The sequence below is a fragment of the Nitrosovibrio sp. Nv17 genome (assembly GCF_900119085.1).
GTDB lineage: Bacteria > Pseudomonadota > Gammaproteobacteria > Burkholderiales > Nitrosomonadaceae > Nitrosospira.
Window position 1 is genome coordinate 118,722 of sequence record NZ_FPIQ01000002.1, and the last position, 17,672, is coordinate 136,393.

General features: G+C 62.8%; 20 protein-coding genes. 8 read left to right on the plus strand and 12 right to left on the minus strand.

Annotated features, from left to right (window positions below; genetic code table 11):
• Positions 1-169: 169 nt before the first annotated feature.
• On the plus strand, positions 170-2,266 hold the full coding sequence (gene uvrB, locus BT108_RS02320) for an excinuclease ABC subunit UvrB (RefSeq protein ID WP_072292925.1): 2,097 nt from the start codon (positions 170-172) through the stop codon (positions 2,264-2,266).
• A 27-nt stretch (positions 2,267-2,293) separates the two neighbouring features.
• Here the strand turns inward: uvrB and BT108_RS02325 are convergent, their stop codons facing one another.
• From BT108_RS02325 to BT108_RS02345, 4 genes are all read right to left on the minus strand, one after another.
• A complete protein-coding gene (locus BT108_RS02325) occupies positions 2,294-2,638 on the minus strand; it encodes an NrfJ-related protein (protein WP_255369579.1) in 345 nt (114 codons plus the stop codon).
• 131 nt (positions 2,639-2,769) lie between these two features.
• Complete coding sequence (locus BT108_RS02330; RefSeq protein ID WP_072292926.1) at positions 2,770-3,249, minus strand: hypothetical protein; 480 nt, start codon at positions 3,247-3,249, stop codon at positions 2,770-2,772.
• A 362-nt stretch (positions 3,250-3,611) separates the two neighbouring features.
• Positions 3,612-4,400: a hypothetical protein gene (locus tag BT108_RS13435; RefSeq protein WP_143142355.1), complete on the minus strand. Its 789-nt coding sequence runs from the start codon at positions 4,398-4,400 to the stop codon at positions 3,612-3,614.
• Positions 4,401-4,674: 274 nt separating this feature from the next.
• A complete protein-coding gene (locus BT108_RS02345; RefSeq protein WP_255369580.1) occupies positions 4,675-5,562 on the minus strand; it encodes a DUF6733 family protein in 888 nt (295 codons plus the stop codon).
• Between the two features lie 715 nt (positions 5,563-6,277).
• Here BT108_RS02345 and BT108_RS02350 point away from each other — a divergent pair.
• The 4 genes from BT108_RS02350 (at position 6,278) to BT108_RS02360 (ending at position 10,450) form a co-directional block, all read left to right on the plus strand.
• Positions 6,278-8,248, plus strand: a complete 1,971-nt coding sequence (locus BT108_RS02350; protein WP_072292929.1) for a bifunctional metallophosphatase/5'-nucleotidase — start codon at positions 6,278-6,280, stop codon at positions 8,246-8,248.
• A 55-nt stretch (positions 8,249-8,303) separates the two neighbouring features.
• Entirely contained in the window at positions 8,304-9,113 is an 810-nt protein-coding gene (locus BT108_RS14060) for a PEP-CTERM sorting domain-containing protein (RefSeq protein ID WP_072292930.1), read from the plus strand.
• A 342-nt stretch (positions 9,114-9,455) separates the two neighbouring features.
• Positions 9,456-9,608 (plus strand): helix-turn-helix domain-containing protein, encoded by a 153-nt coding sequence (locus tag BT108_RS13315; RefSeq protein WP_255369581.1) that lies wholly within the window; start codon positions 9,456-9,458, stop codon positions 9,606-9,608.
• A gap of 155 nt (positions 9,609-9,763) precedes the next feature.
• Positions 9,764-10,450, plus strand: coding sequence for a hypothetical protein (locus BT108_RS02360; protein WP_143142356.1), 687 nt, complete (start codon positions 9,764-9,766; stop codon positions 10,448-10,450).
• A gap of 122 nt (positions 10,451-10,572) precedes the next feature.
• Here the strand turns inward: BT108_RS02360 and BT108_RS02365 are convergent, their stop codons facing one another.
• A complete protein-coding gene (locus BT108_RS02365; RefSeq protein ID WP_072292932.1) occupies positions 10,573-10,800 on the minus strand; it encodes a hypothetical protein in 228 nt (75 codons plus the stop codon).
• A 100-nt stretch (positions 10,801-10,900) separates the two neighbouring features.
• Here BT108_RS02365 and BT108_RS02370 point away from each other — a divergent pair, with 100 nt between their 5' ends.
• On the plus strand, positions 10,901-11,626 hold the full coding sequence (locus BT108_RS02370) for a glycosyltransferase (protein ID WP_072292933.1): 726 nt from the start codon (positions 10,901-10,903) through the stop codon (positions 11,624-11,626).
• A gap of 105 nt (positions 11,627-11,731) precedes the next feature.
• Here BT108_RS02370 and BT108_RS02375 read toward each other — a convergent pair whose 3' ends face one another.
• Both BT108_RS02375 and BT108_RS02380 read right to left on the minus strand, forming a co-directional pair.
• Positions 11,732-11,953, minus strand: a complete 222-nt coding sequence (locus BT108_RS02375; protein WP_072292934.1) for a hypothetical protein — start codon at positions 11,951-11,953, stop codon at positions 11,732-11,734.
• Positions 11,953-12,912, minus strand: coding sequence for a DUF6279 family lipoprotein (locus BT108_RS02380; protein WP_143142357.1), 960 nt, complete (start codon positions 12,910-12,912; stop codon positions 11,953-11,955). Before BT108_RS02380 ends, BT108_RS02375 begins: the two co-directional genes overlap by 1 nt.
• A 27-nt stretch (positions 12,913-12,939) precedes the next feature.
• Between BT108_RS02380 and BT108_RS02385 the strand changes: the two genes are divergently transcribed.
• Together BT108_RS02385 and BT108_RS02390 are read left to right on the plus strand one after the other, a co-directional pair.
• The gene (locus BT108_RS02385; protein ID WP_072292936.1) at positions 12,940-13,968 is read left to right on the plus strand and encodes an NAD(P)H-quinone oxidoreductase; all 1,029 of its coding nucleotides are present in this window, start codon (positions 12,940-12,942) and stop codon (positions 13,966-13,968) included.
• Positions 13,969-14,049: 81 nt separating this feature from the next.
• On the plus strand, positions 14,050-14,310 hold the full coding sequence (locus BT108_RS02390) for a hypothetical protein (protein WP_072292937.1): 261 nt from the start codon (positions 14,050-14,052) through the stop codon (positions 14,308-14,310).
• A 34-nt stretch (positions 14,311-14,344) separates the two neighbouring features.
• On the opposite strand, the gene BT108_RS02395 is transcribed toward BT108_RS02390, so the two are convergent.
• The 5 genes from BT108_RS02395 to BT108_RS02415 form a co-directional block, all read right to left on the minus strand.
• Positions 14,345-15,088 (minus strand): glucose 1-dehydrogenase, encoded by a 744-nt coding sequence (locus tag BT108_RS02395; RefSeq protein WP_072292938.1) that lies wholly within the window; start codon positions 15,086-15,088, stop codon positions 14,345-14,347.
• Positions 15,089-15,126: 38 nt separating this feature from the next.
• On the minus strand, positions 15,127-15,729 hold the full coding sequence (gene wrbA / locus BT108_RS02400) for an NAD(P)H:quinone oxidoreductase (protein WP_072292939.1): 603 nt from the start codon (positions 15,727-15,729) through the stop codon (positions 15,127-15,129).
• A gap of 66 nt (positions 15,730-15,795) precedes the next feature.
• On the minus strand, positions 15,796-16,194 hold the full coding sequence (locus BT108_RS02405) for a VOC family protein (RefSeq protein WP_072292940.1): 399 nt from the start codon (positions 16,192-16,194) through the stop codon (positions 15,796-15,798).
• A 24-nt stretch (positions 16,195-16,218) separates the two neighbouring features.
• Complete coding sequence (locus BT108_RS02410; RefSeq protein ID WP_072292941.1) at positions 16,219-16,872, minus strand: ankyrin repeat domain-containing protein; 654 nt, start codon at positions 16,870-16,872, stop codon at positions 16,219-16,221.
• Between the two features lie 2 nt (positions 16,873-16,874).
• Positions 16,875-17,639, minus strand: coding sequence for a TatD family hydrolase (locus BT108_RS02415; protein ID WP_072293013.1), 765 nt, complete (start codon positions 17,637-17,639; stop codon positions 16,875-16,877).
• Positions 17,640-17,672: the final 33 nt, after the last annotated feature.

Below are 17,672 nucleotides of genomic sequence, written 5' to 3' on the forward strand. Positions count from 1 at the left end.
TGCCCGCATGCTATATTAGCCGAAGATCGGGATGGGAAGGGGTAAAATAGGAGTGTGCGGAACCGGAATCACTGCATGATCCGGTCGGCAACGATGGGTCCGAACGAGCATGCCGCCGCCGGATGCAATGAGAGGTGCATAGCTTTTACCTGCTTGCGGAATTATATCCATGATCGTCACCTTCCCCGATAGTCCCTACCGCCTGCACCAGACGTTCGCCCCGGCAGGGGACCAGCCCGACGCGATCGACAGGCTGGTCGAGGGCGTGGAGGATGGCCTGGCGTTCCAGACGCTGCTGGGCGTGACCGGCTCCGGCAAGACCTTCACCATGGCGAACGTCATCGCGCGGCTCGGCCGGCCGGCGATCGTCATGGCGCCGAACAAGACCTTGGCGGCCCAGCTCTACGCCGAGATGCGCGAGTTCTTCCCGGAAAACGCCATCGAATACTTCGTCTCCTACTATGATTACTATCAGCCGGAGGCCTACGTGCCTGCGCGCGACCTGTTCATCGAGAAGGATTCCAGCATCAACGCGCACATCGAACAGATGCGCCTGTCCGCGACCAAGGCGCTGCTGGAGCGGGACGATGCCATCATCGTCGCCACCGTCTCGTGCATCTACGGCATCGGCGACCCGGTGGACTACCATGGCATGATCCTGCACCTGCGCGAGAACGAGAAGATATCGCAACGCGACGCCATCCAGCGCCTGATCGCGATGCAGTACACGCGCAACGAATTCGATTTCGACCGGGGCACCTTCCGCGTGCGCGGAGACGTGCTCGACATCTTTCCCGCGGAAAATTCGGAGACGGCAGTGCGGGTCTCGCTGTTCGACGACACCGTCGAGAGCATGGTGCTGTTCGATCCGCTCACCGGCCGTACCCAGAAACCCGTGTCCCGCTATACGGTCTATCCCTCCAGCCACTACGTCACTCCGCGGAGCACGACGCTGCGCGCCATCGGGACGATCAAGGAGGAACTGCAGGCGCGCATCGGCTTTTTCCAGCAGCATGGCAAGCTGGTGGAGCTGCAGCGCATCGAGCAGCGCACCCGCTTCGACCTCGAGATGCTCAACGAGCTGGGATTCTGCAAGGGCATCGAGAACTACTCGCGCCATCTTTCCGGCAAGCAGCCGGGAGAGCCGCCGCCCACGCTGATCGACTACCTGCGGCCCGGCACGCTGATGGTGATCGACGAGAGCCACGTGACGATTCCGCAGACTGGCGGGATGTACAAGGGCGACCGTTCGCGCAAGGAGAATCTGGTGGAATACGGCTTCCGCCTGCCCTCGGCCCTGGACAACCGGCCGCTGCGGTTCGACGAATTCAGGCGGATGATGCCGCAGACGATATTCGTCTCTGCGACGCCCGCGGAGTTCGAGCGCGAGCACAGCGGGCAGGTGGTGGAACAGGTGGTGCGGCCGACCGGTCTGGTGGATCCCGTCATCGAGATTCGTCCCGCCTCGACCCAGGTGGACGACCTGATGTCGGAGGTCGGCCTGCGCACGGCCAGGGGAGAGCGCGTGCTGGTGACGACCCTGACGAAGCGCATGGCGGAGGATCTGACCGACTACTTCGCCGACCATGGCATCAAGGTGCGCTACCTGCATTCCGATATCGACACGGTGGAGCGGGTGGAGATCATCCGCGACCTCAGGCTGGGCAAGTTCGACGTGCTGGTGGGCATCAACCTGCTGCGCGAGGGGCTGGACATTCCCGAGGTGTCGCTGGTGGCGATCCTGGACGCCGACAAGGAGGGCTTCCTGCGTTCGGAGCGCTCGCTCATCCAGACGATCGGCCGGGCGGCGCGCCATCTCCATGGCACTGCGCTGCTCTACGCTGACCAGGTCACCGATTCCATGCGCCGTGCGATCGGCGAGACCGAGCGCCGCCGCGCCAGGCAACTGGCGTTCAATGCCGCACACGGCATCACGCCACGGGGCGTGCACAAGCGCGTGAAGGATCTGATCGACGGCGTCTACGACATGGAAGCGGCACAACAGCATCTCAAGGCGGCGCAGACGCAGGCGCGCTACGACGCCATGAGCGAGACGCAGCTTGCGAAGGAAATCAGGTCATTGGAAAAGAAGATGCTGGAAGCTGCACGGAACCTCGAATTCGAGCAGGCAGCCGAGTATCGGGATGATTTGAAGAGATTCAAGAACAAGCTCTTCGTGGGGTTTGTTGAACCAGAATCTGAAGTATTCAGGAAAAAAACGGTGGCACCGCGGAAGAAACCAAGAAAATCATATACCAATCATTGAGTTATGCAATGTAACCGATATTTGGCTTTACTTCACCACCGTCGCTGAGTTGACGAAAATGATTTCATCGAAGGTGCGGTTAAGGGTCTTGCTGTTGAAGTTCTTCATGACCAGGCTCTGCTCGAAGCGCACCCGGTCGCCCACCTTGATCCGCGTTGTGGGCGCCGCGATCCAGAAGCGCCGTTCCGTATTCGCGAGCTCCATGTAGGTATAGCCAGGCGCATCCAGCGTGGAGAGCACCTTGCCTTCATTGCTCGGCATGCCGGCTGCCACCACGATGGCGCTGGCGCCCGCTTTCTCGGTCGTTGCGTACGTGGGGCCCGTCAGGGCCACCGTGGCCAGGAGGGTGGCTGCCAGGTAAGGAATCTTCAAACTGCCTCCGATAGTAGGTCTGAATGGGGTTCGAATCGTAGCATGAGCCGATGCGGCCCGCCGGACCGGCATCATACACCTCATTTCCCCTGGCGTTCAACGCGCAGGGAGCGGCCGGCACGGGGTCGCGGTCAGGGGGTTCCCGTCCAGGGGGTCGGCTCGGGCCGGTTCGTACCAGGAGTGGTGCGGGGATCGAAAACGAAGATCGATGGCGACGTATTGTCCAGGAAGGACGAGGAGCCCGGCAGGGTTCGCTGCATCACGCTGATGCCCGGTCCGAGCAGGGATTCCGCCGAAGCCTGTTCCGGCGCCGCAACCTTGCCGTCCAGCCCCGCGGGTGGGTTCCTTCTCGCGCAGGTCGCCGCGCTTTCTTCCACACTTCTGCCTGCATTCTGCTCCGCGACTTCGCAGGCCAGTACCTGATAGGTTGTCGACATGAATTTCGAAGCCTCGGCGTGGCGGCCGTCCTGCATCAACGCATGCACGTGGCGCTTGGCATCCTCCAGCTTGCGCTGGGCATCGGTTGTCTGGTAGATGGGATTGGGCTTCTGCGCACGCGCGGGCAGCACCGTGACCAATCCCAGCAGCAAGATGACGAGAACGGCCTTCATGCCGCAGATTATACCCAGCCATCCCGGCATTTCGCCACGCTATAAAAAAAACCCGGCAACGGAGTGGTGCCGGGTCAGGGGTATCTGCTACAAGAGGGAGAAAAAAAACAGATACCGACTGTATTATGGATTCATCCCGGAATCCGCTCTGTACGCGGCCGCACATATGGGCGTCCATCTATATGAGTCTTTTTCATGGTTCTGCGATTGAAGATTCCACCGATTATTTGCTTATAATGTATATTATGTTAAATTATATGCTTGCTCAACGGATTAAGGGAGCAAGCGGATGATATTTGACGGTGGACAGATAATTTGAAACTGGCCGCGGCGTATGCCCGCCGGTCTTTCGCCTACCCTCGCTATCCCCAGTTCAAACCCATTTCGCGCATGAGCTTTCGTGCATCGTCTCGGTTGAGCTCGATATCGGATCTCATCCGATCCAGGGCTACGGGCCTTGCCTCTCTCGGCAAATGGTTGAAATTATCGACGACTCTACGCAACGATTGCGGCAGCGCCTGCCAGTGCGCGCCATTGTCGTCATAGCCGAAAGCGTTCATTTCCCGCTTCAGCGCAATCATCTTGAACACCGTCAGCGCATTGTCGAACTCGTGGGTCTGCCATCGCCCCACCAGTTCCTGCATGGATTTCTGCCGTTCCAGCCGCTCAAGCTCCGCTAGATAATCCCGGAGAGGTGCCTGTTCTCTCATGATGCGCATATGAACGGCTTTTTCCACGTCTCCTACGCGTTCTTGCGCCCGGTCAGCATGGTCAGCCAGTTCCTGGGCTTCTCGTTCGAGTGCTTCCCTTATCGCTCGCCATTTGTCGAGATACCCGGAGGACATCAGCCCAAGTTCGTTGAGCCGTGCCTGCAGCGGATGGGCGGATCGCCAACGGTCCAACTGCTGCCCTACCCGCGCGAGCTTCAGCCGGACCTCGTGCAGCGGCGCGAGCAGCGAGTCGCGCGCCTGTCGGGCAGCCAGCACCTCATGGTCATATTCCACCAGAACGCTTGCATCGGGAGGCTGAAACTCTATTATCACCGCTCGCAGCTCAGCGCTCGTCATATGATCCACCGATTGCGGTACCGACTCCGGTGGCTTGCCTTGCCAGGCGGTCTGTCCATGCGTTCGTGAAACGAACTTGATCACGCTTCCTACCTTTCTCCGGCCAATGGCTCGGTAACAGTCCCTAGAACAGAGGCTTCGGCCTGATGATTTTGAGGATGCTCAGGCCTTGAAATGCGGATGGAACGCCCTGTCGCCCATGCCTCCGGATTTGGCGAACCTGGCGACGGGGCAAGACCCCGGAAGCTTTCGATGCCGTTGCCGCGGTCATTTCAGACTAGAAGTCGCCGACGTATTCCTTAACGCTAGAACCACGCGGCACTTGCTGGGTGTCAGCCGTCTCCAAGCCATGGCTCTCTCAAAAATGCATCTTGATGCTGGCTTGGTAGAATTCATCCGCCACATCGCCCTTCAGATCGACCCCGGCAGCGAAGCGCAGCGCGAGGTGCAGGGGCAGCGCAAACTCGACATAAGGCCCTATCCAGTTGTAGAGCGTGCCAGGATTTCCGTCGATACGGTCGACATGGAAGCGCAGGTGTTCCCAGTGCACGCCCACAGAACTGATGGGTATGTTCCTGAGATTGAAGAGTGCCGGCTTGACCCCGACATTCACCCAGTTATGGATGAAATCCCTCGCCCGTTCATCGCGGATGGCGGCATAGTAGGCAATGTATCCCTGGCCGGTGAAGTAATCGTCGTCGTAATTGATGGTCAGGCTTGGCACCACGCCTTCTGCTGCGCGGATGCCCCGGCCGATGACCTGGCTGGAGAGAAGGGCACCGTTGAGTATGCCGACTTGGGGATTGATGCTTATGCGTCGTTGCAAGAAGTGGAAGTTCAGGCCCATGCCGACCTCGGTCCACAATCCGTTGCCGCCGGCATCGACCTGGGTGCCATTCGGACCCGAGATTACCCGGCTGCGCCCGAAGTTGGGGCTGGTCCAGAGCCAGCTGTAGAAGGTGAAATCGATGTGATCGGTGATTTCGTAGCCGGCATCGAGGATGGTCTGGAAACCGAAGAATGCATCCTGTTTCAGCGTTACCCCGCCATGAAATTTGCTGCTGTCGAAGCCGTGGCCATGGACCTTGCTGTCAGTGTTCTGCCACCCTGCGTCGTCGGTGAAGGGATTTGCGTCCGTGACTTTTTTCAGGATTGGCACCGCGCCGCTGGCACTAGTTTTCTCCGGCTCGGATCCGGGCTTCCGGTCTTCCGCTCCTCCTGCGGTTTTTTCCAGTCGTGCTTCCAATTCCGCAATCCGCGCTTCCAGAAATTCCAGCTTCTTCCCCAGATCTGCATCGGTTTGCGGGAGAGCTGCGGGTGAGCTGCAGGCACCTCCAAGAAATATAAGAAGACTCAGGCATTTCCTGATGTTTCCTGTTGAATTTTTCCTCCATCCTTTCTCCGATTCGAGCTGTACCGACATTTTCTTCGTTTCCCTTTCTTATTTGAGCGATGTGGAATTTCATGTTTCAGATTGCTCTTGCGTTTTCACACTTGTAAAGAAATTGTGAAATTAACGTGAAGTATAAATAATCACGCGACAGTAAGTGTGAATTTATTGTTATTTTTTGTGAAATTCATAACTCTTTTGAGATTTTTATGAAAAATTGCGGAGAGGTGGCCCGGCTTGCCCCATACGTTTCAGCACGGATTGCGCCGGATGTTTCGCTGCCGTTTCATCCCTTCCACCTGGTTTTTCTGCACCGATGCCCGGAAAAATTCGAGGGGCGGCTGAAGGGCAAGCGGCAATGAAGACCCTTCAGACTATGCCTCAGGAATCATGCGATTGAAGGCGTGTAACGCGTCATCTCTACCTTGGCAGCGAAGCTATCGGAAACCATTCGGATTTCCGCTCATGTGTTTCCGGGGATGAAGAATTACATGACCTGGAGACTGTTTTTCGATGCCTGCCACTTGCGCGAGCGTGTCGGTGGCCGGTTGATAACTGGGGAGTGATAGGAATGGACAACAAGGTGTTTCTCGCGGTGCTGCTGGCCGCTGCTTTTATCCCCGCCGTCGCGCAGGCCGACTGTACGCCCCCTGACGCCTCCGCCACGGTTGTACTGGGCAGTTACGATACGGAGGTCGCCAACCGTGCCGTCAGCGGTGCATGCACGATCGATGATCTGATCAAGGACGAGCAGGGCTGGGGCAGCCAGCAGGCATTTCTTGCGCACGTTTCCAAAATCAGTTTCGATCTGCTCATGCAGCGCGAAATCACGGCGGCCGAGCGCAGTAAACTCATGGCGGGGGCCCTGCAGTCGGGCGTGGGCACCACTCTGAAAGTCAAGTTGATCGGTTTCAATGATTTCCATGGCAACATCAAGTCCGGCGAGGGCTCTTCCAGCAATCCCGGCGTGGCGCGCTTTGCCACCAGGATCAAGGAGCTGAAGGCGGCCAACCCCCTGCATGCGGTGGTCTCGGCGGGAGACATGATCGGCGCCAGCCCGCTGACCTCCGCGCTGTTCAAGGATGAGCCGACCATAGAGGCGATGAACCGCATCGGCATCGACTTCAATGCCGTCGGCAACCACGAGTTCGACGAAGGCAAGACCGAACTGCTGCGCATGCAGAGCGGCGGCAACCATCCGACCGACAGCTTTTCGGGCCAGGGCCTTCCCACCGACCTGAAGGCGGGCCAATTTCGCGGTGCCGACTTCAAGTTCCTGGCCGCCAACGTGACGGATAGCGCGAGCAACGCCACGCTGTTTCCGGGCGTGGGCATCAAGGACTTCCTGGGCATCAAGATGGCTTTCGTGGGCATGACGCTCGAAAGCACGCCGACCATCGTGTCGCCCTCCGGCGTGGAGGGCCTGGAGTTCCATGACGAGGCGGATACCGTCAATGCCTTGATCCCGCAGCTCAAGGCGCAAGGTATCGAAGCGGTGGTGGTGCTGGTTCACGAAGGCGGTTTCCCCACCGTGGAGGGCGGCAATTGCACCGGTATTTCCGGCGCCATCGTCGATATCGTCAATCGCCTCGATCCGGCGGTCGATCTGGTGATTTCCGGGCATACCCACCAGGCATACAGCTGCCTCATCGACAATTCCGTCGGCCAGCCGGTGCGCGTGACCTCGGCGGGGCAGTTCGCTCGCGTGCTGAGCGATATCGATGTGACGCTCGACACCCGCAGCAAGGATGTCGTTGCCGTCAGCGCCACCAATATCGACGTCGGCGGCAGCACCAGCAGCGTGGTGCAGGATCCCGGCCTTTTGGAGCTGGTCGATCACTATGCCTCCCTGTCCGCGGTGCCCGCCGCCCGCGTGATCGGCAGCATCACCGCAACCATCACCCGCGATACGAATGATGCCGGCGAGTCGTCCCTGGGCGACGTGATAGCCGATGCGCAACTGGCCGCGACCCGCAGTGCCGCCACCGGCAGCGCGGTGGCGGCCTTCATGAATCCGGGCGGCATCCGTGCCGACCTGCCGTTCGCTGCGCCTGGCAAGGCGGATGGCGACGTTACCTACGGCGAAGCCTTCACCGTGCAGCCTTTCGGCAATGCCCTGGTGACCATGACGCTCACCGGTGCGCAGCTCTATGCCCTGCTGGAGCAGCAATGGGGGGTGGCGCAACCGTTCCCGCGGGTCTTGCAGGTATCGAACGGCTTCACCTATACCCATGGCTTTCCGCTACCGCTCAACCGCAACCTGGATCCCGGTGAGAGTGCGCAATTCATCAGCTCGGTACGCGGCAACAGCTACGTGGTGCCGGGCTCAGTGATGATCGATGGCGTACCGGTGAGCCCCTCGACAAGCTATCGCATCACGGTCAACAGCTTCCTGGCGGATGGCGGCGACACCTTTTCCGTGCTGATCGGAGGCACCAATCGTTTGGGGGGCGCGGTGGATACCGATGCGCTGGAAGCCTATCTGATAGCCAGCCCCGCCGGCGTGGCTCCCGGCGCACAAGACCGCATCACGCGTCAGTGAGCACATCTGAAATAAACCGGAGAAAAATATGATGAAATCTCGAATCCAACCCCTGATGGCCGTTCTCTTCATGGCGGGATCATGCAGCGGCGGCGCTCACGCCGCCTATTTCGAACGGGTCGATCATCTCGTATCGGGAGGCTACAGCGCTGTGACCGATGACGGCTTCGTCAGCGACGCCGTGCTGGATCTCTCCCCCGCAGCCGGTGACGTGGCGGTGTTCGGCGCGAATCTGTACAACGCCCCGCTGATCGATGGCTCACTGGAGCATAGCTACGCGGCAGACGCCTTCCTGAGCTTCTCGGCGGCCAGTACGGATTTATCGATGAGCCTCAGCCACTCATTGAGCGCCACGGCCAACAACGCGCTGAACGTTGCCAGTCACAAACAGGACGCGTTCGTGGATCTGACGACGGTGACGCTCAAAATCGTGGGCGCAGCCGGTGAAGCCGATGGCTCCGCCGTGCAAGTCAGCTTTGCGGGAAATGCCAGCGCGCTTTATGATTTCGACAGCATCGTCAGCGGCGGTTACCTCGGACTCGGCCTGTCGCTGTCGCGCGGCAGCGACGTGGTTGGCGAATATCTGTGGGACGTGCAGCAAGGAGGCGACCAGTCTGTAAGCTTCAGCTTCACCGGCAGCGTGGGCGAGGAACTCACTCTCAGCAGTTTCATGGTCACGGGCGCCAGCCTTGAAAATGCCGGTTTTGCAGCAAGCGATTCCCCCTACGCGCTGGTCGATGCCGGCGCCATTCTGAACGGCACCTTCACCGTCGCCATCGTGCCGGAACCTGAAATTCACGCCATGTTGCTCGCGGGGCTGGGTCTGCTGGGCTTCATGTCGCGCCGCCGCTTCACCGAACACTGATCCCGGCGCCCGGTTGCTCCAGGCAGAGCGTGTTGCGCTGGCCGTCGTACCGGATCGGCGTTTCCCGCATTCCCGCCTGCTTGCATGCCATCAGCGACCAGGCGGTTGCGGGTCCCGCCGGGAAACTCGGATCCCGCAGCGGGAGGAATCCGATGGGAATCCGATGCGACCGCCACGTCCAGCAACTGCTCTCCACTCCGGATCGCCCTTCTCCGAAAGACACCGCCCTACCACGGGATTGGCACCACGCTCGTGGTGCTTTCCTTCCGAGAGGCATTCCATTTGGCTCCACACCACGTATTCGTCGCTGGTCTGTCAAGTCGTTACCTGCACGTCACTCGAATGGGCATCCTGCAATCGAGGGTGTCGGGCAGGATGCGCGGCGACTTCACCCACCTGTTCGAGCGCAAACCGATGGATCGCTTGAACCGCCTCGGCTGCGACATCGAGATCAGGGTACGGCCGGCCGGGCATCTGAGGCTCGCAGTCGCCTGAATCCGAAGTGGTGGGGTAACGCGCGCCAGAGAAGCGGATGAAGGTCCGAACCCGGTAGACTCAAGCCTGCTCGGTTCGTATACTGTCGCGCATGTGCCGCACCCAGGAAAGGCTGGGCACCGCTTCGTCGATTGCACGGCCTCCCGGTTCGCAAAATGAAGATCGTCGCCAAGCTTCTTGCCGCACTTGTCCTCCTCATCGTCCTGATCCTGCGGCTGGGTGACGATACCGCCAGGATTGCATCGAAGCTCCCCGCAGCCGCCGGCAGAACGGCCGATTCGGCTGCGGAAAGCGCGGCTGCCGAACGGATGGCCGCTGCGCTGGGCCGCGCCCCCATGGCGAAGGATGCCCATGATGTTTACGAGCATGTCAGAAAATCCCGGGAACCCGAAACCTTCGCCGCGGCAGGCGAGTTGCTGCGGGAAGACGCCCTGGTGAAGCGTTTCTGCCACCTGGTGATGGACGGCACGCCCGACCCGGTGCGGCGCTATCAAACCGAACTCGAGACGATAGGCAGGTTTCGCGGGCTCAACCGAAAGAACCTGGATTTCCTTGCCGGCAATACCCTGCACCGGAGTCTGGAGCGCATTGCCCAGTCCCTGCTTTTCAAGCACACGCTCGAGCGTACTTTGGGTACCCCCGGCTACGACCTCGAAACCTTGAAGCAGCGCCATCCGCTGGCCGCCGGACTGTTCCCTTGGGGTGAGCGCGTGACGGAGGAATTCGCGTCGCAGGTCGCGCGCCAGGCGCAGGACGCGGCGTCCGGTGATGGAGGGATCGACGTCCGGATGGCGGTTCTGCCGGGTAAGGAGCTGAAGCTTGGCTGCGATGTCGCTTCATAGCCCCCGATATATTTGTATTTTATGTATATTATTGATATAGATATACGATATTCTTAAGAAATGAGCGTGGCATCCGGTTGCATCGCTCTGCCCCGCTTCCTTTCTTTTCGGGAGCGGCCTGCTCAGTCCTCAGGTTCCGTCCGGGGTCCTTGCTTCACTGGTCCGCCTTCCGGATGGGCGGGCCACTTGGCGAATGCCACCACCCACAGCAGGATCAGGATACCCCCGGGGATGAGCGCAACGAACGCCAGGCCGGGCTTGAAGCCCGTGCGCTTGAAGATGCGCCAGAACGGTATGACGAAGAAGATGGCCGATACGATCAGCCAGGGGAGCATTCCCAATTCGTCCATGCGGTCTCCTTGTGGTCGATGAGTGTAGCGCGCGCTGTACCCGATGATGCTACATTTGCGGGATAATAACGGGATTTCAACCCCTTTCGTGGATTTTTCCATGCGTCTTTCGATCGTCATCCCGGCCTTCAACGAGGAGCGCCTGATCGGGGAGTGTCTCCGGGCGGTGTTCGCGGCGCTCGCGGCCAATTCCAGAGCAGGCGTGGAAACGGAAGTCATCGTGGTGGACAACAATTCCACCGACGACACCGCCCGTCTGGCGCGTGAAGGAGGCGCCCGGGTGGTGTTCGAGCCCGTCAACCAGATCGGCCGCGCGCGCAACGCCGGCGCGGCGGCGGCGACGGGCGACTGGCTGGTGTTCGTGGACGCCGACAGCATCTTGAGTCCCGGATTGCTTGCCGACATCCTCGCCCTGATCGAATCGGGCCGCTACGTGGGGTGCGGCAGCGTGGTGCGGATGCGGGACCTGCCATGGTGGGCGGGCGCACTGCTGTGGCTGTGGACGTGCGCCTCGGTGCTGTGCCGCTGGGCGGCGGGAGCACTGGTGGTCTGCCGCAGCGACGCGTTCCGGGACGCGGGCGGCTTCAATCAGGCGCTCTACGCCGGGGACGAGGTGGACCTGAGCCGGCGGCTGAAGCGCTGGGGGCGGGCCCGGGGACTGCGGTTCACCATCCTGCGGCGCCACCCGCTGGACAGTTCGCCGCGCAAGATACACCTGTACTCTGCAGGCGAAGTCGCCTGGCAGATCCTGCGCGTTGTGCTGCAGCCGCGGCGGGCGCTGCAGAGTCGGGAAAAACTGCCGATCTGGTACGACGGCCGGCGTTGAACTCGAGCCGCCAGATCGATCGATGCCATCGGACGAAGACTGGTGGCGGGCTCGGGGACCGCGGGCATGGGCCGCGTCCCCGCAGGAAGGGCGGCGCGCGGCCGGCTACCACAGTCCCCCCAGTACCCGGTTGATCACGAACAGCACCACGGCCAGAGCGATCAGTCCCAGCAGCGGCAGGCTGTCCTCCAGAGCGCGGGCGGCCAGGGTCGATGTTCCGAAGGATCTGCGGATGAGGTACAGCAGGGTGACGACGCCGACCACCAGCAGTGCGTAGATCAGCTCGGTATAGCCTCCCTGCCAGTACCATTCGTCGTTGCCGTCCATCACGGAATTCCCGGGGTGCGGGGCACGAGGCCGCTTGTCTGCGTCGAGGGCGAAAGAGTACGCAGATCCGACTCCCAGCCCCGGAATTTTGCCGCCGCGCGTGTTCGCTGTGCGGGCGTCGTGGTGGCGTGAAACTGCGAGACGAAGGTACAGTTGTACCGTGATAGTCTCTCCGTATAGGACCGGTAGGCTTCATCGGGGGAATGGTGGATGCGCCCCACATAGGCATGCAGCAATGCCCTGCCCTCCTCCAGGCCCACCCCCGTTTGCAGCCGGCGCAGCACCTGCAGGAAATCCGCCTGCCGCCGCAGCCGCTCGGCGTTCCAGAGGTGGGCGTCATAGGGGGAGTCGGCCACCATGCGCGTGATGAGCGCCTGCTGCGCTCCATCGAGCCTGCCATAGAAGAACTCGAAGCGTTCGATGGTGCGTTCGACCGATTTTTCCAGGCGCGCGGCGGCGTCGCCCTGCAGGTTCTCTTCGCGGAACTCCCTGCCGGATTCATCGTAGCGCCGCTCGATGGCGAGCAGTTGCCGGGGGGTCAGCGTCGCCGCGATCTCCACAGTGGCGGGCATGGCACGTTCGAATGCGTCGTCCATGTAGCCGAGCACCTCCGTCCACATGCCGCATACCTGTCCGGCCGTCACTTTTTCCCCGACGAGCTCCTGCGCGCGTGCAAGCAGGTCGGCGTAACCCGGCAGATGGGTGCGCCGGTGCCACGCATGCCACTGCGTCAGGGCGTCGCGCACGCGGGGCTTCTGGGCGCCGTCGAAGTCCACGTAGCGATCGAGCCACCAGTAGGCCAGTCGGTCCGCCTGGTCATAGCTCACGCGCACCACACTGCACCCCGCCAGGACGCACAGCCCGCACAGCAGCGCGACCACGGCCAGCCGCGGCCGGCGGGCGGCCGACGCGGCCCCGCCGCTTGCGCCCATGAGCGCGCAATGAGAGCCTATAATCATGATGGCGCTACGATACCGCCTATTCCCATGAAAATCCACGCCCCTCGAATTCCGTGCGACATGCTGGCCATCGACATCCCGCGCCCTGGAGGAGCAGGAGTGCTGGTGCCGGTGGTGCGTCCCATCCCTCCCCTCGCCCGAGACGAGATCCTGATCCTGGTCGAGGCGGCGGGCGTGAATCGCCCCGACGTCCTGCAGCGGCGCGGCCTGTATCCGCCGCCGCCAGGCGCCTCGACGATCCCCGGGCTGGAGGTGGCCGGCAGCGTCGTCGGGACGGGCGATGGAGTGAGCCGCTTCAGCGTGGGCGAACGGGTATGCGCGCTGGTCGCTAGCGGCGGCTACGCCGAGTACTGCGTGGCGCACGAGGGCCATGCCCTGCGGATCCCGCAAGGATTCGGCGCAGTGGAGGCAGCGGCGCTGCCGGAGACCTTCTTCACAGTGTGGGCCAATGTATTCCAGCGGGGCCGTCTCGCCGCCGGCGAGACGGTGCTGGTCCATGGCGGGTGCTCGGGTATCGGCACGGCCGCGATCCTGCTGTGCAAGGCATTCGGTGCCGCCGTCGTGGCGACGGCCGGATCGGAAGCCAAGCGGGCGGCCTGCCTGGCGCTGGGCGCAAATCTCGCCATCGACCATCGCACCCAGGATTTCGTGGAGGAGACGCTGGCGTTCACCGGCGGCCGCGGTGCGGACGTCATCGTCGACATCGTCGGCGGCGATTATGTGGTGCGCAATTACCGCGCGGCAGCGGTGGAGGGCCGCATCATCCAGATCGGCCTCATGGGGGGGCGGGTCAGAGAGCTGGACCTGATGCCCATGCTGAGCAAGCGCCTCACCCATACGGGCTCGACGCTGCGCACGCGCAGCGTCGCCGACAAGGCGCGGATCGCCAGCGAACTGGAGCGCGATGTCTGGCCGCTGCTGGAGGCGGGCAAGCTCAGGCCCCTGATCGACGGCACGTTTCCCCTGGAGGAAGCGGCCAGGGCCCACGCCCGCATGGAATCCGGCGCCCACGTCGGCAAGATCGTACTGACCACCGGTGCAGGCCGCGGCGATTGAGCCGACGATTTTCCCGCCTGGCGCGATGCACTTCCCCTGAAAGCGGTGGTCAAATCATCAGAGAACCGAGAGGAGGCCATCATGAAGACGATGTTCGAAATGCTGATGACGGCGCCGCCGGAGCACGTCACGCGCTGCCGCATCGCCCTGATCGAGATCGCGCACGGCCGCTGGGATGCCGCAGCCGCCTCGATGCAGGACGCCATCGATGAGACGGAATCGGAAGCGTGGGCGTCCGACTGTGCCGACATGCGCAATTTCTGCCGCATCATGGACAATGTGAAGCGCCATGGATTGGCAGGCACCGGTGTGGAATCGCACAGGATTCACCGCGCCGTCTGATTCGGGCCCGTGCCCGTGCCGCGGCCCGGCACATTTACGCCACGCCGCCGCTGGCACTGATATTCTGCCCCGTGACCCATCCCGCCGCGTCGCTGGCGAGGAACAGCACCACCGTCGCGATATCCGCCGGCTCGCCGATGCGCCCGGCGAACGAAAGCTCCGCCATGCGCCGGATCGTCTCTTCGCTCTTGCCGGCGTTGAACATGTCGGTGTTCACAGGCCCCGGCGAAACGATGTTGGCGGTGATGCCGCGTCCGCCCTGCTCGCGCGCGAAGATGCGCGTCATCTGCTCCACCGCGCCCTTGGTGGCGGCATAGGCGCCGTAGTTCGGCAGCATCAGACGGGTCACGGTGCTGGACAGGCTCACCACACGGCCGCCGTCCGCGAGCCGGGTCGATGCCTCGCGCAGGGCATAGAACACACCCTTGACGTTGACATCGAGGATGCGGTCGAAGTCCGCGTCGCTGATTTCCGCCAGGCTGCGGGAGACGAGCAGGCCGGCATTGTTCACCAGGATGTCCACGCGTCCGTGGTGGGCCAGTGTCGTGTCGAACAGCCTGCGTACATCCGTCGAGCGGCTGACGTCGGCCGCGACCGGCAGTGCCTCGCCTCCCGCCTTGCGGATCGCGGCGCAGACGGCCTCGGCCCGTTCCCGGCCAGCGAGATAGTTCACCACGACCTTCGCGCCCGCCCCGGCCAGCGTGCGTGCGATCCCGGCGCCGATGCCCCGGCCGGCGCCGGTGACGAGCGCAACCTTGCCCGTGAGCGATGGCTCCATCCCGCCTGCGTCTCCTGCGTCGCCTGCCCCGTCCCGCGCTACGCGCGCAGCCGGTGCGCGATGCCCGCCACGTGCCTGCCCTGGAAGCGGGCGATCGCGAGTTCGTTCGCGGAGGGCCGGCGGCTGCCGTCGCCGCCCGCCAGGGTGCCCGCACCGTAAGGCGATCCGCCGGTGATCGCGTCCATGTGCAGCAGTTCCTGGCAGGCGTAGGGCACGCCCACCACCACCATCCCGTGATGCAGCAGGGTATGATGGAAGGACGTGATCGTGGTTTCGTGCCCGCCATGCTGCGTCGCAGTGGAAGTGAACACGCTGCCGACCTTGCCGACCAGTGCTCCGGAGAGCCACAGGCTGCCGGTGCGGTCCAGGAAGTTGCGCATCTGCGCGCACATGTTGCCGAAGCGGGTGGGGGTGCCGAAAATGATGCCGTCGTACGAAGGCAGCTCTTCCACCGTGGCGACGGATGCCGCCTGGTCGAGCTTCGCTCCCGCCTTGCGCGCCACTTCTTCCGGCACCAGGTCGGGAACGCGCCGGATGGCGGCCTCGCTGCCCTCCGCCTCGCGCACGCCTTCCGCCACCGCTTCCGCCAGAGCCTCGACGTGGCCGTACATGCTGTAGTACAGGATGAGGATCTTTGCCATTGCCATGCCTCCTTTCAAGATGCATCGATACGGGTTGAGTCGCGCGGGGTGGCCGGCATCCGCGTGTCAGCAAGCCGCGGGTCCATCCTCCAAAAAACTGAGCTCCACGCCATTGCCGGCCGGATCGGCCAGGAACAGCTGGGTAATGCCCAGCGTGGGCACGCCCGCCGTCCTGAATGCGATGCCGTGCCGCCTCAGGCGCGCTTCCATCTCCGCGCGCCGGGTGCAGGTGAACGCGGTATGGTCGAACGTGGTGCGGGCGCCGGGAGTGTGCGCTTCGTCCGGACGCGACAGGCTGAGATGCAGGACGCATTGGTCGCCCGCATATAGCCAGTAGCCATGGGACGACAAATCCGGACGCCAGCCCTGCTCCAATCCCAGCACTTCGCAGTAGAATGCCTTCAGCGCTTCCATCAGCGCCGCCGGCGCACGCAAATTGACATGGCCGAATCCGATCACGCCCATGGCTGGCCTCGAATGCAGCGTGTCCTAATCGCGGGCACCATTCTGCCTCAACAGTTCGGCCGTCCCATGGTACTCCTTCGCCAGCGCCCACTGCAGCGCGGTGCCTCCCAGTTCGTTGTGGAGGTTGGGATCGGCGCCATGTTCCAGCAGTACCCTGACGGTATCGGAGTGGTTGCCGCGCGCGGCCATCATCAGGGCCGTCGTGCCGTTGTCCGACGCCGCGTCCACCGGCACGCCCCCTTCCAGCAGCAGCCTCACGATCTTCGGATGCCCGCTGGTCGCGGCGTACAACAGCGGATTCCAGCCGGGATGATTCACCTCCGCACCCCGCAGGTAGAGCTTCTTCACGACATCATAAAGGCCGCCGTAGCTCGCCAGCATGATGGCCGTCTCGCCGTGCCGGTTGCGCAGATTGAGCCGTGCGCCGGCATCGATCAGGAGATCGACCAGGCGGGTGTTCTTGTGGCGGATTGCCACCATCAGCAGCGTGTTGCCGCGCTCATCGGGCGTATCGGGATCGGCGCCGCGGGCCAGCAGCCGGGCGATATCCGGCAGGTTCTCGGTCTCCACCGCAGAGCGCAGGTCCTCGTAGGTGCCCGCAGTCGCGGCAGGCGGCGCGCAGACGCCGGCGGCGATCACGATGCACGCCGAAAGCAGCATTTTCCCGGATGGGTACATGATCAGGCAGCCTTGAACAGGTTGAAGAAATTCTCCGTCGTGGCGGCGGCGACCTCACGCATGTCGATGCCGCGCAGCGCGGCGATCTCCTGCGCCACATAACGCACGTAGGCAGGCTGGTTCAGCTTGCCGCGATGCGGCACCGGCGCCAGGTAGGGTGAATCCGTCTCCACCAGCATCCGGTCCAGGCGGATGCGCCGGGCGACGTCCTTGAGCGCGGCGGCGTTCCTGAAGGTGACGATGCCGGAAAAGGAAATGTAGAAGTTCATCTCCATCGCCTGCTGCGCCACCTCCCAGCTCTCCGTGAAGCAGTGCATCACGCCGCCGACCCCGTCCGCCCCTTCTTCCGCCATGATGCGCAGCGTGTCCGCAGCCGCCGCGCGCGTATGGATGATGAGCGGCTTGCCGCTCGCCCGCGCGGCACGGATATGCTGGCGAAAGCGTTCCCGCTGCCACTCCAGGTCGCCCTTCAGGCGGAAGTAGTCCAGCCCGGTTTCGCCGATGGCGACGATCCTGGGATGGCGGGCCAGCACTGCAAGCTGCGCCGCCTGCGGCTCGGCCAGGTTCTCGTAGTCGGGATGCACGCCCACCGAGGCGTACAGGTTGGCGTGGGCCTCCGCCAGGGCCTGCACACGGGGAAAATCCTCCAGGTTGACGCTGACGCACAGGGCGTGGCCGACGCCGTTTTCCTTCATCCCGTCCAGCAACGCATCCAGATTGGCGGCGAGATCGGGAAAGTCTAGATGGCAGTGGGAATCGACGAGCAGGTCCATGCAGTCAGCGGGCGGAAGACCGGATCC